The organism is Vibrio sp. 10N.261.45.E2 (assembly GCF_002875705.1).
Taxonomy (GTDB): Bacteria; Pseudomonadota; Gammaproteobacteria; order Enterobacterales; family Vibrionaceae; genus Vibrio.
The window spans coordinates 1-15,241 of record NZ_MCZZ01000003.1 but is presented as its reverse complement, the minus strand read 5'-3'; the positions used below and the strand labels follow the sequence as shown (position 1 = coordinate 15,241).

13 protein-coding genes and 1 riboswitch are annotated in these 15,241 nt (G+C 43.4%); of the genes, 4 read left to right on the top strand and 9 right to left on the bottom strand.

The features are described from left to right. Positions 1–661: 661 nt before the first annotated feature. On the top strand, positions 662–1,114 hold the full coding sequence (locus BCT34_RS00085; protein ID WP_017061054.1) for an RNA-binding protein: 453 nt from the start codon (positions 662–664) through the stop codon (positions 1,112–1,114). Here the strand turns inward: BCT34_RS00085 and murI are convergent. From murI to btuB, 3 genes are read right to left on the bottom strand one after another with little or no spacing between them, the layout of a single operon-like run. After that, on the bottom strand, positions 1,077–1,883 hold the full coding sequence (gene murI / locus BCT34_RS00080) for a glutamate racemase (RefSeq protein WP_076652495.1): 807 nt from the start codon (positions 1,881–1,883) through the stop codon (positions 1,077–1,079). The genes BCT34_RS00085 and murI overlap by 38 nt on opposite strands. A gap of 60 nt (positions 1,884–1,943) precedes the next feature. After that, positions 1,944–2,609, bottom strand: a complete 666-nt coding sequence (locus BCT34_RS00075; RefSeq protein ID WP_076652498.1) for an ATPase — start codon at positions 2,607–2,609, stop codon at positions 1,944–1,946. Positions 2,610–2,657: 48 nt separating this feature from the next. Beyond that, positions 2,658–4,475 carry a TonB-dependent vitamin B12 receptor gene (gene btuB / locus BCT34_RS00070; protein WP_076652500.1) on the bottom strand — a complete coding sequence of 606 codons (1,818 nt, stop codon included), beginning with the start codon at positions 4,473–4,475 and terminating at the stop codon, positions 2,658–2,660. Between the two features lie 39 nt (positions 4,476–4,514). Then, positions 4,515–4,719, bottom strand: a riboswitch (cobalamin riboswitch). 154 nt (positions 4,720–4,873) lie between these two features. Between btuB and trmA the strand changes: the two genes are divergently transcribed. After that, positions 4,874–5,983 carry a tRNA (uridine(54)-C5)-methyltransferase TrmA gene (gene trmA, locus BCT34_RS00065; RefSeq protein WP_076652502.1) on the top strand — a complete coding sequence of 370 codons (1,110 nt, stop codon included), beginning with the start codon at positions 4,874–4,876 and terminating at the stop codon, positions 5,981–5,983. Between the two features lie 80 nt (positions 5,984–6,063). On the opposite strand, the gene BCT34_RS00060 is transcribed toward trmA, so the two are convergent. Continuing rightward, positions 6,064–6,435 (bottom strand): YijD family membrane protein, encoded by a 372-nt coding sequence (locus tag BCT34_RS00060; RefSeq protein ID WP_004736696.1) that lies wholly within the window; start codon positions 6,433–6,435, stop codon positions 6,064–6,066. Then, the gene (gene fabR / locus BCT34_RS00055; protein WP_010438693.1) at positions 6,435–7,076 is read right to left on the bottom strand and encodes an HTH-type transcriptional repressor FabR; all 642 of its coding nucleotides are present in this window, start codon (positions 7,074–7,076) and stop codon (positions 6,435–6,437) included. Before fabR ends, BCT34_RS00060 begins: the two co-directional genes overlap by 1 nt. Positions 7,077–7,403: 327 nt before the next feature. Here fabR and sthA point away from each other — a divergent pair, with 327 nt between their 5' ends. Beyond that, positions 7,404–8,804, top strand: a complete 1,401-nt coding sequence (gene sthA, locus BCT34_RS00045) for a Si-specific NAD(P)(+) transhydrogenase (RefSeq protein ID WP_076652504.1) — start codon at positions 7,404–7,406, stop codon at positions 8,802–8,804. A 185-nt stretch (positions 8,805–8,989) separates the two neighbouring features. Here the strand turns inward: sthA and dinF are convergent, their stop codons facing one another. The 4 genes from dinF to BCT34_RS00020 form a co-directional block, all read right to left on the bottom strand. Further along, on the bottom strand, positions 8,990–10,345 hold the full coding sequence (dinF, locus tag BCT34_RS00040; protein WP_174571139.1) for an MATE family efflux transporter DinF: 1,356 nt from the start codon (positions 10,343–10,345) through the stop codon (positions 8,990–8,992). Positions 10,346–10,462: 117 nt separating this feature from the next. Further along, positions 10,463–11,341 (bottom strand): class I SAM-dependent methyltransferase, encoded by an 879-nt coding sequence (locus BCT34_RS00035; RefSeq protein ID WP_076652506.1) that lies wholly within the window; start codon positions 11,339–11,341, stop codon positions 10,463–10,465. Between the two features lie 97 nt (positions 11,342–11,438). Continuing rightward, positions 11,439–12,059, bottom strand: coding sequence for a transcriptional repressor LexA (lexA, locus tag BCT34_RS00030; protein WP_019820514.1), 621 nt, complete (start codon positions 12,057–12,059; stop codon positions 11,439–11,441). A 94-nt stretch (positions 12,060–12,153) separates the two neighbouring features. Further along, on the bottom strand, positions 12,154–12,516 hold the full coding sequence (locus BCT34_RS00020; RefSeq protein ID WP_076652508.1) for a diacylglycerol kinase: 363 nt from the start codon (positions 12,514–12,516) through the stop codon (positions 12,154–12,156). A gap of 221 nt (positions 12,517–12,737) precedes the next feature. Between BCT34_RS00020 and plsB the strand changes: the two genes are divergently transcribed. Next, complete coding sequence (gene plsB / locus BCT34_RS00015; RefSeq protein ID WP_076652510.1) at positions 12,738–15,161, top strand: glycerol-3-phosphate 1-O-acyltransferase PlsB; 2,424 nt, start codon at positions 12,738–12,740, stop codon at positions 15,159–15,161. The last annotated feature ends 80 nt before the right edge of the window (positions 15,162–15,241 follow it).

The following is a 15,241-nucleotide window of genomic DNA, read 5'->3' as shown; positions in this document are numbered from 1 at the left end:
CCGCCAGCGTTCAATCTGAGCCATGATCAAACTCTTCAATTTAAGATTTTGTGACTCAACGAATACTGACTTCAAAACTAATATGTAATTTTAAAGCTATTACCATTCCAACAGAATGATAATGAATTGACTGTGCCAAATAACCCCTCTCTATAAAGAAAGTAATTATTCGTATTGGTCACTCAGTTCATTGAAATCATTTTGATTCCGAAGAATCTGTTTTATCTAACGATAAAACGTTTTGATATTCATCAACGAGTGCCCACACAGATTGATAGGTTTAAATTGTTAAAGAGCTCTAGCGTTTTGTGATTCACATCTCAGTCGCTAGGGGTGCGTACTATACCTGCACCACTTTGAGAGTCAAGGGTTATTTTCAAACTCTTTTTCTCTACCGATTTCGCTGTGTGACTTTCGTCTCACTCCGTGTCGGTGAGGCGGCATTATAGAGAGATTAAAGGGGAGCACAAGGGCTTTTTGAAATAAAAGTTTTGTTCGCCTAAAAAGCCACCAGATCCGCATTTTTCGAATAAAAACTAAACATTTGAGACGTATCACAGCAATACATTGGAAAAATGGAAGCCATGAACGTAAGATTCATGTGTCTATTTTGTTAATGGTAGATGCGTCTATTTCGTTTATTAATATGTAGTATTCCGATATGAACTCAAAAAAATCGATGTTGTTAATTGTCGCACTGGCTGTATTAGGCGGCATTGTTTTCTCTCAGGTAGATATATCGCCTGCAATTACCTTTATCCTTGGTGTCTTGGCTTCCGCTTTTGTTGTTAACTTTTCAAGCACCGACTCAAAATCAGATTCAGAACCTAAGGCTTCAACAAAAACACTTTATGTGGGTAACCTTCCATACAAAGCAAACGAATCACATGTGCGTGAATTATTCTCAGAGCATGGTGAAGTCTTTGCAGTACGTTTAATGAAAGACAAACGCACTGGTAAAAGAAGAGGCTTTGGATTTGTTGTTATGGCAAGTAATGATGTGAATCATGCAATCTCTGCACTTAATGATAAAGATTACATGCAACGAACTTTAAAAGTACGTGTTGCAAATGATCCTAAACATCCTGAAGCGGACGAATCTGAACTGAGCTAAACCCTAACTGCTTTAACATGCTATTTAGTGCACTTTCTTTTTTAGGAAGTGCACTACAAAAAACCTCACGCACTCCCCCCTCTTTATTACTACTTTCTAAATCCAATAAATCTTGCACTCGTTTAGCGATCGCTTTACCAGAATCAACCAATAAAACATTGCGACCTAAGACCTTCTGAATCTCTGACTTTATCAGTGGAAAATGTGTGCACCCTAAAACGGCCACATCTATAGTGTTGAGCATCGGTTGAAGGATTTGCTGCAACTCTTTCAGATTAATCACCTCACCTCTGAGCTTCTCTTCAGCCATATCCACCAGCCGAGTAGAACCTAAAAGCTCGACTCTTTTATTGCTCGAGAAGTTTTTGATTAAGTCGTGCGTGTATTGACGAGTGATCGTCGCCGGAGTAGCTATAAGACCGACCGCTTTATTAGCAAGCAAGGATGCAGGCTTAATTGCAGGTACAACACCGACAATAGGGATAAGGTTATTGGCTCTGAGTGTCGGTAAGACAATCGTGCTCGCCGTATTACAAGCTATCACTACAATATCAATCGCGTGACTAGCCACAAAACTGGCCACGATACTTTGAACTCTGCGAATGAGCACTTGCTGGTCGAGTTCACCATAAGGATAAGCCTCGTTGTCAAATACATAGATATAGTTATGATTCGGTAGTAACTGACTTATCTCTTTATATACAGATAGACCACCCACCCCAGAGTCAAAGACCAGTATGTTTTTTTGTATGCTTTCCGACACAACGATTACCTGTAATAAGTTCCGCAGTAATGATACCCCTTCACTTAGTTTTCGCCAATCATCACTCTATATAATGCAAGCTCGGTAGCGTTGATGCACAAAGCGTTCACCCTGTTCTACATTTTTTAGCTCTACCTTAAGCTTTCCTTTAAAGCACGGTGCTGACGTAACTAATGTATGGAACTCACCATCTTCGCCACATGGATCAACATGATTTGGCAGACTGTCTATTAGTTCAGATGTGTATTGCTTCCCACAATAGCCACCATCTAATGCATCACTATCGACCGTGACAAGAAAGGTTTCGATCCCTCTGTCTATTATTTCTTTAGCCAGAGCAGAGCTACCTTCTCCCATTAGTGGAAACACACACTCCCAACCCGCTGGTTCTATATAACTTTTGCGGTAGTCGGCTATGCCGTTACAAAACATATCGCCAAATGCGACCGCATCAATTGATAAGCCAGACCCTTTCAATGCTGAAACTATCGTACTTTGGTAAATCTCATTACTTGGGAACACTTCAGGAAGCTCTATGGTGATGAGTGGCAAACCGATTAATTGCGCCTGCATGGCGACAACATCAATAGGAGTTACCTGGAAAGGGACTTCATCTCCAACATATGTAGTATAGAGAGCAACAACTTCATACTCGGTACTCTCAAGTAAACGCTCTAGGGTTAAAGTAGAGTCTTTACCTGACGACCAGCTTATGACGACTTTCTTTTTCATTGATGTGTCCAATAAGAAAAAACCGCCCGAAGGCGGTTTAGGTGATGATTAGAATTGGTAAGTAGCATTTACATAATATGTACGCTCTGGCGATGGGTACCCACCAGCAGTTTCATAATCTTCGTCAGTTAAGTTATCTACTCGACCATTTAAAGTTAGATTTTCATTCGCATAGTAGTTCACCGAAACATCGAACAAGCTATACGCAGCAAGATCTTCAGAAAAATCCGGTCGTTCACCTACATATTGGTAGCCTAACGAAACATCAACCTCATCGAAACTAGCCACTGCATTATACTTATAAATCTTCTTAGCTCGGCGTATCAATTGCTCACCAGATTGATCTTCTGGGTCTTGGAAGTTAGCGCTCACTTGGTGATTAATAAAGCTAGTATCAAATCCAACGACCATTTCCACACCGCGTAGTTGGCTTTCACCATCAGTGTTGTAATACTTGTTCGTTGCATAGTTGTAATCAATTAAGTCTTCGACGTTCGTATCATAGCCCGTAATCGACCAATCAACATCCTTGATTACCCCCCCAAAAGTCAACTCAAATGAATCTGCCTTTTCAGCTTCTAACTGTGCATTACCGTAGTAGCTGTATAGTTGATATAAGTTAGGTGCTTTGAAGGATGTGCCATAAGCTGCTTTCACGACAAGCCATTCAGCATAACGATAACCTAACCCGGTGTTGTAAGTGGTTTCAGTACCAAACTGTTCATTGTCATCCACACGAAGACTCAACTCGCCAAACACTTTATCCGCATCAGCGTTTAATGCAGCGAAGTACGCAACATTCGTTCTGTCGTATTCAGTATTCGAAGGCTTAACAATATAAGCCTCATCACGCCAATCTACACCGCCACTAAGAGTCAGTAACGACGTCAGTTTGTATGAATTCACCCATTGAACATTTAGCTGTTCAAGCTCATCAGATGTTGCTGACGCTGAGTTCTTGCCTAAAGACTGTTCGTAGTTCCAGTTATCTTGATTCTGATAGTTAACTAGGAAATCAGACTTAAGTTCACTGCCACTATATTTAACACCTGTAGCAAAGGTCGAATTTTGAACTTCAGCTTCTTTGTAAGAATGGTCTGTACCAAATGAACCATCGTACTGAGAAATGGTTTCAAACATACGGAAATTCGCAAAGCCACTCCATTGCTGATCGAAGTTATGTACGTACCCGATCAAAGCGTTACGTGATTCAAACCCATGGCGGTCACCATCGTTAACACCTGGAACTGGGTGCACGTTGTAGCCCTCATCAGAATCATAACCAACCGATACATTCAAATGACCATTTTCACCGACCTTAGTACCACTAACAAAGCTCAATTCTTCGTAATCTAAGCTTCCGAGACCAGCACTAACTGCCGTTTTTTCATTGTCGGAATTTGCAACGGTAATAATGTTGATAACACCACCGATCGCTTCTGAACCATACATAGCAGCACGGGCACCTCGAACGTATTCCACTCGATCGACAAATGTAATTGGTAACTGGCTAAAATCGACACCACCTTTTGCAGCTCGCGCGAAACGAATACCATCAATTAGAACAAGCACTTGATCAGAGTTAGCACCACGAACAAAGATCGAAGCTTGCTGACCTCGGCCTCCATTTTGCGAAACCTGGATACCCGTCAAGCGTCTAAACACATCTGTTAGAGACTTAGCTTGAATTCGATCGATATCTTGGCGTGTTACTACTTCAACTTGAGCGACAACACTTTCAGTGCTTTGCTCAAAACGGTTAGCCGTAACCACCATGGTTTCGTCGGCAGAGGCTTCTTGGGCGTGTAAATTGGAGATAGGTGAAAGCAGCGATGCTACAGCAATCGCTAAAAGGGATTTGTTCATGTTGTGATCCTAAATCGCGTAAAGTCCTACCAAACCACATTTTATAGTTTGGCCGCTGGCAGGTATTCGGACTCAAGAGCACAACCTTATGGTTACCTTATATTCGACTTCCCACAAAAAGCTATTTGCAGTGTCTTGTGAATACTTGTTCTCTTTTACCGCTGCGCGTCAGTTCTGGATTCACACCAGATTCCCTCTTCAGCCATCTATACATCTAAATGGCACCAGCTTGCCGAAGATAGTATTGGCCTCTGAATCATTTGTCTAGTCTAAGATAGTTATAAGCTATAGTTTTCATGGCCGATTTACATTGAATGGCTCTCAACACTGGACAAGCGCCTGTGATTGAATAAAATCTGCGCTCTTGATTTAAAAGCACGACAGCAAAAGGCATAACAATGGCGAATTTAGATGTAAACCCGCAACGCTACCAAGAACAACTGACAGAAAAGACAGAGCGTCTTACTGAAATGTTCTCAGAATATAATGTGCCTGAGCTGGAAGTGTATGAATCTCCAGAACAACACTATCGCATGCGTGCTGAGTTCCGCGTGTGGCATGAAGGTGACGATATGTATTACGTCATGTTCAACCAAGAGACTAAAGAAAAATATCGCGTAGACCAGTTCCCTACTGCTAGCCGTCTAATCAATGACTTGATGCCTCTATTAACGGATGCAATGAAGGACAACCATTCTCTACGCCACAAACTATTCCAAGTAGATTTCCTTTCTACATTAAGCGGCGAGATTTTGGTGTCACTACTTTACCACCGTCAATTAGGTGAACAGTGGATTCAAGATGCTAAAGTACTTAAGCAGCAATTAAACGATGAAGGTTTTAACCTAAACCTGATTGGTCGTGCGCGTAAGATGAAAATCGTACTGGACCGTGACTACGTTATTGAAAAGCTAGACGTGAATGGTGATAGCTACATCTACCAACAAGTAGAGAACAGCTTTACTCAACCAAACGGAAAAGTAGCAGAGAAAATGTTGGAATGGGCTGTCGACTGTACTCAAGACAGCAAAGGCGACTTGCTTGAGCTTTACTGTGGTAACGGTAACTTCTCATTAGCGCTGGCACAAAACTTCGAGCGTGTACTGGCAACAGAACTGGCGAAGCCGTCAGTGGAATCTGCGCAATACAACATCGCGGCGAACAAGATTGAGAATGTTCAGATCATCCGCATGTCTGCGGAAGATTTTACCGTAGCAATGGAAGGCAAGCGTGAATTCCGTCGCTTACAACAAGCGAACATCGATCTTAAGAGCTACAACTGCAACACTATCTTTGTTGATCCACCACGCTCAGGCATGGATGTTGATACTTGTAAGATGGTGCAAGGCTACGAGCGCATCATGTACATCTCTTGTAACCCTGAAACACTGAAAGAGAACCTAGAGATCCTAAGCGAAACACACAATATCACTCGTTTTGCTCTGTTTGACCAGTTCCCTTACACCCACCACATGGAAGCGGGTGTATTCTTAGAGCGCAAAGCATAAGTCTCGCTTTCTCGGTCTAAGACAAACAGTAAACACAAAAAAACGAGCCAATTGGCTCGTTTTTTTATTTATAGACTGGTTTAAGCGGTTTTACCGATAAAGCCTAGCTTCTTACCTACCCAGGCTAAAAGCAACATCGCGACAATAATCGCAAAGAAGTTTGAACCTGCATCAGGGTGTTGTGCTTTCACAAAAGCCGAGTGGCCAAATGCACCCACGAAGAAACAAGCTAGACCTACTAGTGGGATATCTTCAGATACTGGATTAGTTAGGTATTCTTGGTAAAGCGCTTGTACTGCCAAAACTAAAGCAATAAGCGGGAAAATAGAGAAGCCCACTTCGCTCATTGTTACCCAAGATAACAATGCATCACCACACACACCGGCTACAACAGCAAGTACGAGTGTCTTTCTTTCAGAACCACGGTTTACAGTATTATTTTCATTCGACATTATTCAATCCCGCCTTTTAATCGGTTACGTTCACGTTCTTTACGATACCAAAAAGCTCCTTTGGCCATCATTCGCAATTGCATGATCAAGCGTTCAGCCAATTCATCTCGCTGACGTCGATCTAAATCTAATGCTTCTGCCCCTGAGTTGAAGACTAAGATGACCGAGGCTTCAGCTTGAGTGAAAGCTTCGTCCCTTGTCATGCCAGTCGTTATCAAATATTCGGTTAACTCAGCAGAGAAGTGCTGTATCTCACGAGCTACCGCTGCACGAAACTCAAATGAAGTTCCTGAGCGCTCTCGCAATAACAGTCTGAATACGTTAGGGCTGCTTTCAATGAATTCCATAAAGGTTTCAACCGATGTGCGAATCACACTGCCTTCTTTTACTATGCGTTGCCTAGCTTGACGCATTAACTGGCGCAACAGTAAGCCACCTTCATCAACCATGGTTAAGCCAAGCTCATCCATGTCTTTGAAGTGACGATAAAAGGAAGTCGGTGCTATTCCAGCCTCACGAGCGACTTCTCTCAAGCTTAGATTGGAAAAACTACGATCGGCACTGAGCTGGCTAAATGCTGCATCGATTAAGCTGCGACGAGTTTTTTCTTTTTGCTGTGCGCGAATGCCCATTGGTTTCATACTTTATCAATTTCTTCTTTTACAGCCTAAACAGGCATGTCTAATACTCTGTTCAATATAACGCGAATCACTTATTTATATAAGGCACTCTGGTTATATAAGACACTAAACATACCTCTTTGTTCACGTACCGAAGTAAATACGTTCGAAGAAAAAATTTCAATATCCACACCGTCATTTGGAGACATACGACATACCAAATATTATTTTTTCGATAACACTGCGTGATCCCACCGACTCTCTGATGTCCTTTTCATGTACCCAAGAACAGAATCAGTTAAAATCTCGCTAAAGCAATGTTAATCAAATATAACAAGGAAGATATCTATGCCGCACTCCAACCACTTTGATGTAATCGTAATTGGTAGTGGCCCCGGAGGAGAAGGGGCAGCGATGGGATTAACCAAAGCCGGGTTGAACGTTGCAATCATTGAAAAAGAGAGCAGCGTTGGTGGTGGTTGTACTCACTGGGGAACCATTCCTTCAAAAGCACTGCGCCATGCTGTAAGCCGTATTATCGAATTCAATAACAACCCTCTGTTTTGTCAGAACAACAAAAGCATTCACTCAACGTTTTCCAACATCCTGGGTCATGCTAAATCGGTTATCGATAAACAGACTCGATTACGCCAAGGCTTCTACGACCGAAACCAGTGCACGCTTGTATTTGGTACAGCACATTTTATCGATACCAACACTATCTCGGTGATGCAGAGTGATGGTACTGAAGAGCATTACAGTGCAGACAAATTTGTTATCGCGACAGGCTCTCGCCCTTACCAACCAGATAACGTCGACTTCTTGCATGAGCGTATCTACGACAGCGACTCAATTCTTTCTCTTAAACACGACCCGCAACACATCATCATCTATGGTGCAGGTGTTATCGGTTGTGAGTACGCGTCAATTTTTCGCGGTTTAGGGGTCAAAACCGACCTTATCAATACTCGTGACCGTCTATTGTCATTCCTAGATAATGAAACCTCAGATGCACTTTCTTACCACTTCTGGAACAGCGGTGTGGTGATTCGTAACGATGAAACCTTTGAGAAAATCGAAGGCACGGACGATGGTGTGATTATTCACCTAGAGTCTGGCAAAAAGATGCGGGCTGATTGCCTACTGTATGCCAATGGCCGAACCGGTAATACCGATAAACTGAACCTTAGTGCGGTTGGCTTAGAGGCGGATTCTCGTGGACAAGTATCCGTAAACACCAATTACCAAACCAATGTAGACCACGTTTACGCGGTAGGTGATGTGATTGGCTACCCTAGCCTAGCGAGTGCGGCTTATGACCAAGGTCGATTTGTGGCTCAGGCGATTGTTAAAGGTGAAGCTGAACGCCACCTAATTGAAGACATCCCAACCGGTATCTATACCATCCCGGAGATCAGCTCTGTTGGTAAAACCGAACAAGAACTAACGGCTGCGAAAGTACCGTATGAAGTGGGACGTTCTTCATTCAAACACCTAGCTCGTGCTCAAATCGCCGGTAAAGATATTGGCAGTTTGAAGATCCTATTCCACCGTGAAACCAAAGAGATTTTAGGTATCCACGTGTTTGGTGAGCGTGCTGCTGAAATCATCCATATCGGCCAAGCGATTATGGAACAGAAAGGTGAAGCAAATACCATCGAGTACTTTGTGAATACCACCTTTAACTACCCAACGATGGCAGAGGCTTATCGTGTTGCAGCACTTAACGGACTTAACCGTTTGTTCTAAATAAAGAACCAACCTTAGCATTTGACCACCCATAGGCCAAATACATAAACAGCAAGCCAAGTGCTTGCTGTTTTAATTTAAGACATTGAAAGATATAGCAATGGTAGTAATTAGATCATGGTGTTCTAAATACCCCTTTGCCTGTACAGCCTCTATTTGTTACTCCCTAATCTGAGCTACCTTAGCTAAGCGAGAAACTCTCCCTTCTTCCACTGAGAAATAAATAAAACACCCAGACCAATCCCACGCATCCCCATAAAGCTCAACATTGCTAGCCACAGCGCATGGTTTTCTAAACCTGATGCTAAGTAGAAAATCGAGAAGAAACTGCAGGTCGCCACAAACATACTATTGCGCATATCCTTACCCTTAGTTGCTCCTACAAAAATGCCATCGAGCAAGAAGCACCACATAGACACCAAAGGCATTGCGATTAACCAAGGTAGATACACTTCAGCTTGGCTCTTAACGTCAGGGATTGTGGTGATCATATTAATTAAATTAGACCCCGCCATTGCAAATACCACCGTTAGAACCAAACAAATATTGAAGCTCCAAAAGAAAGTACCAATCAACGACTGATTTAACTCATCTTTATCTTTCGCGCCTATCGCTTTACCTACCATCGCTTCCATTGCATAGGCAAAACCATCCATCCCATAAGAGATGATCATCAAGAAACTCATCAATACCGCATTAGCCGCCACAACATCATCGCCAAAGCTCGCGCCTTGAAAGGTCATGAAAGTGAAAGTCGCTTGTAGACACAATGAACGAAGAAAGATATCGCGATTCAATTTCACGAAACGACTCAAACCTTGGCTGGTTTTCTTAAGTAGATCCCATGGCGATGGTAATTGTTTCTTCGCCCAGATTCGGTAAACACAAATCAAGCCAAATGTTAGACCGGCATAATCAGCCATTACAGATGCCAATGCTGCACCTTCCACTTGCCAGCCGAAGCCGATAACAAAAACAACGTCCAACACGATGTTGGTGATATTGGTGATAATCACCATCCACATCGGTGCTTTGGCATTTTGAGTTCCGAGTAACCAACCTAAAATCACAAAGTTAGTCAATGCGGCAGGCGCACTCCAGGCGCGGATTGAGAAATATTGCTGACCATAGTGCTTAACTTGATCACTGGCGCTACTCAATGAGAAAACCACATCCGCAACCAAGCTATGCAAAAGCAAAAAGACACCAGCAAACCCTAAAGCCATGGTCACGCCTTGCACGAAGACTAAGCCAAGCTGCTTGCCATCGTCTGCGCCATAAGATTGTGCTGCCAATCCTGTTGTCGACATACGTAGGAAACCAAGCAACCAAAAGGTCACGCTGATCATAGTGCCGCCCAGCGCCACACCTCCTAGATACCAAGAATGCTCTAGGTGACCAATAACGGCCGCATCGACTAAGCCCAATAGTGGAACAGTAATATTAGAAAGAACCATCGGGATCGCGAGCAATAGCACTTTTTTGTGCATCGCCTGATTAGATAGCGTTTGAAAAATAGTCTGGGGGTTAAATAGCTTCACGATCACCTCTTCGATTAGAGGCGATAGTTTAACCTAGTGAGTATGCTTTCACTACGTTGTGGAATTTTACTGATACCAGTTATGTACTTAGCTACTCGAAATGCAGAGCCACTAGAATTACCACTTAACAAGTACTAATTGCGGTGTTAGACGTTTTTTGACCTGAGAGATCTTACATAGCAACCTCTGCCATAATTTCCAACGATTGCATTGCTGGTCTAGTGGAGAAAACGATTTTACCCATTGCGCCCATGGCAACCAGTTAAGAACGTTATCTACTGGAGAAGATAGGCCATGCGCATATTTCCCAGAACCAAGCTTTTGCCCAAGAGCACTAGAGCTTTTATCCCCAGCTAACACTAAACATGCATGTGCATGAGTAAAATAGCGGCTCAAAGACTGGATAAAGTTCGCCGTCTGTTGTTCATTGCAATCTAGCAAAGCATGCTCACACACCACCATCACCGAGGCTTGTTCGGGAATGTTAAGTTCATCTAACCAAGTCAGGTCATCAACTGAGCCACACTCCAAGCGGTAGCGTTCATTTTTGTGGAACAAGCGTTGTCGCCAAAGTAAGTTCTCGGTCACATCCAATTCAACCCAATGACAGCGTCCATTGTCTAAACGGTAGAAACGGGTGTCGAGCCCTGCCCCAACATTGATGATCCAAGCATCTGGGTTATGAGAAAGGAACTGTTGAACCTGAGAATCACAAAGTTGAGTCAGTGTTGCGTAAAGAAGTTGCTGCTGGTCGAGTTCACCAGTAAGACATTCTGGTGCGAGTTGGCAGCGCTTGCAGGCTTGTGCTGCAATAGGGTCATAAACGAGGCCATCATCGGCTAGGCTTTCGCGGCTACGAAACCAAAGGTGCTGAACGAGGTTCGTCGGAACTTGGAATTCTTGATGTGCAGATCCTTGATCAGAAGAAGCTTTTTGATCAGAGGAGCGCGGCTTACGAATAAGCGGCTTCATTTGAGGTTTGGTTGAGTTTGGCATCATCATCTTCCTTGTATCTCGACAAAGAAGATGATAATGAATATCAATTACAATAACAAGTTATTGAGAATAAATATCAATAAGCTGTTTGTACTGATTACATCCAGTCGGTGTTGCGAATAATACCAACCGCAAGTCCTTCAATAGACAAGTGTTGAGATTCTAGATCAACATGGATTGGAGAAAACTCTTCATTTTCAGCATGTAACAGAACCGTTGAACCTTTACGTTCTAGGCGTTTTACCGTTACATCATCATCGACACGAGCCACGACAACCTGACCATCGCGTACATCTTGTGTTTTATGAACAGCCAGTAGATCACCATCCATAATACCGATGTCTTTCATACTTTCGCCATTTACACGAAGTAAGAAGTCAGCTTGTGGTTTAAACATGCCTGGATCAACTTGGTAATGCATTTCTACATGCTCTTGAGCCAGAATAGGCTCACCAGCGGCAACCTGACCGATTAATGGTAAACCTTGCTCTTCGTTTGCGGCATCTTCAAGCAAAATACGAATACCGCGAGACGCACCCGGGATAATCTCAATCGCTTCTTTACGAGCAAGAGCTTTCAAATGTTCTTCTGCAGCATTAGCAGAACGAAAGCCTAGTTCACGCGCGATTTCTGCACGTGTCGGTGGCATACCGGAATCTTCAATCTTACCTTTGATAAGGTCAAAGACTTGTTGCTGGCGGGGCGTTAACGGCTTCATGATTCACCTGTCTTTTTATACAGTTGACTGTGAGTATATCCAGTAACTGAACAAAAGCAAAGCAATTGGTTGTTTTTAGTTCATTTTTAGCGAATTACAAAAACAAGATCTCTAGCCACACATAACCTGCAAGTGCCAAACAGATGAAAACCGCTGCCGACCCGACATCTTTTGCCATCCCAGAGAGCTCATGATGTTCACTGCCGATTCGATCAACAACCGCTTCAATCGCGGTATTGATTAGCTCGACAACCATCACCAACACCACCGCAGAGATCATCAATATTCGCTCTACCTGGCTTACATCTAAGTAAAATGCCAACGGAATAAGCACAGCCGCCATGAACACTTCTTGTCGAAATGCCGCCTCGTTTTTAAACGAACTTGTAATGCCTTGCCATGAAAAGCCTGCTGCTTTGACGATGCGTTTGAATCCGGTGTTTGATTTTTTCGCCATTTTAAACCCTATACTCAATCAGTCGATGAATGATTTTCCACAAACTTAACGGCAATATGACTATTTCCATTAAAAGGTTAGACCAGTTTCTGGTATTCTTGCATCGATTAAATTTACGCCTAGGCTTATCCCTATTTCACTCATAGGATTTCTCCTTTTTTATCATAGAAATAGAGATACGCTTTAGCACATTGAAATAACTATTGAGGCAGTGAACCTATATGTCTTCTGGACAATCTTTTTCACGTTCATTAATGAAGCTACCTTTATCCGTATTGGTAAAGGGCACATCAATTCCTTCAAACCCTGTAGAGGATTTGAACATTGATTTGAGCAAACCGATTGTATACGCCTTACCGTTTCGCTCAACTGTAGACATTCTTACATTGCAAAAACATGCACTTGAATTAGGTCTACCTGATCCGTTGAGCAAACTTGAAATCAACGGCAAATCACTGCAACGCTACGTTTTTATCTCTTCTCGCAAAACTCTACTGCAAGACGATGATTATGTACCAAGCTCTTCAATTGAAGTGTTCTCTGAATTGCTTTCACTGCACGCAGACGACTCTGAACTCGATGTTCAAGTTATCCCTGCCACTGTGCTGTGGGGACGCAAACCTGGTAAAGAGAATAATCAGAAGCCTTACCTTCAGGCAATGAACGGCTTAGAGAAATCGAAAGCGGTATTACTCGCTGGTCGTGACTGTCTGGTTCGTTTCAGCCCAGTGGTTTCTCTACGCTACATGGCTAATTCACATGGCACCGACAGCACCATCGCGCACAAATTAGCGCGCGTGGCTCGTATTCACTTCTCTCGCCAAAAACTTGCGGCATCTGGCCCTAACCTGCCAAGCCGCCAAGCTTTGTTTGATCGCCTACTAAAATCAGAAGCGATCAAGAAAGCGATTGAAGACGAAGCGCAAGCAAAGAACATCTCGATCGAGAAAGCGAGCAAAGAAGCTCAAGACATCATGGACGAGATTGCTGCGAACTTCTCTTACTCGCTAATCAAGCGTGGCGAGAAGATTCTTGGCTGGTTGTGGAATAAACTGTACCAAGGCCTGCACATCAGCAACGCTTCAACGGTTCGTAAATTGGCTCAAGATGGTCACGAGATTGTTTACGTGCCTTGTCACCGTAGCCACATGGACTACTTACTGCTTTCTTATGTGCTTTACCACGAAGGCATGGTGCCTCCGCATATCGCGGCGGGTATCAACCTGAACTTCTTCCCTGCCGGCCCGATTTTCCGTCATGGCGGTGCGTTCTTTATTCGTCGTAGCTTCAAAGGCAACAAGCTGTACTCGACAATTTTCCGTGAATACCTAGCGGAATTATTCGCTAAAGGTTACTCAGTAGAGTACTTCAGTGAAGGTGGTCGCTCTCGTACAGGTCGTCTACTGCAAGCTAAGACGGGCATGCTAGCGATGACCGTCCAAGCAATGCTGCGCGGCATGAACCGTCCGGTGACGTTAGTTCCTGTTTACATAGGTTACGAGCACGTGATGGAAGTGGCGACTTACGCGAAAGAACTGCGTGGTAAGCGTAAAGAGAAAGAAAACGCGAGCTTAGTGATTCGTACCATTCGCAAGCTGCGTAACTTTGGTAAAGGCTACGTTAACTTCGGTGAGCCGATTCAGCTGAACCAATACTTGAATGAACACTCACCAGAGTGGACGAAAGACATCGACCCAATGGGCACCAGCAAACCACAATGGATGAACCCAGTGGTGAATGACTTGGCGACCAAGATGATGACGCACATTAACGATGCGGCAGCGACGAATGCCCTGACGCTTTGTGCAACGGCACTATTGGCTTCAAGACAACGTGCATTGTCTCGTGACTCTTTGGTGTCTCAGATCGATTGCTACCTGTCTCTGCTTAAGAACGTTCCATATTCTGCAACATTCACAGTGCCAAAAGACAGCGCTGAGGATTTGGTAAAACATGCTGAATCACTGAACAAGTTCTTGATTGAATCAGACTCAATGGGCGACATTATTTCGCTAGACCGTCACCAGTCTATTTTGATGACCTACTACCGAAACAACATCATTCACTTGTTTGCTCTACCATCGTTAATTGCACAGATGACCATTCGTCAGCGCGGTTTATCGATTAACACGATTCAAGAAAACGTTGCGGCTATCTACCCGTTCTTGAAAAAAGAGCTGTTCTTGAGCTACGACGAAGACAAGCTTGAAGACGTAGTGTCGAACATCATTGAAGAGCTTGTTAACCAAGGCATGCTTGTGGTTTCTGATAACGAAGTCACCATCAACCAATCAAACAGCCAAGCACTGATGCTATTAGGTCGTACGATTTCAGAGACGCTACAACGCTACTCTATTGCTCTGAATCTGTTAGCAGAGAATCCTGAACTAGATAAATCAGACCTTGAGCAAAAGAGCCAAGACATCGCACAACGACTTGGTCGCCTACAAGGCATCAATGCACCAGAGTTCTTTGATAAAGGCGTATTTGCGTCGATGTTCGCAACGTTGAAACAGCAGCAATACCTAGATAACGATGGTAACTGCGATTTAGAAAAGACTCAGCAATTCGCTAAGCTTCTCTACTCAATGCTTTACCCTGAAGTACGTTTGACGATTCAAGAGAGTATCCACCAAGTAGAGTAATCATCGGCTTGGCATCGCTAGAATAGTGAAACGGAACACGATCAAAAAAGGCACCCGATGGGCTGTCTCTTATACACAAA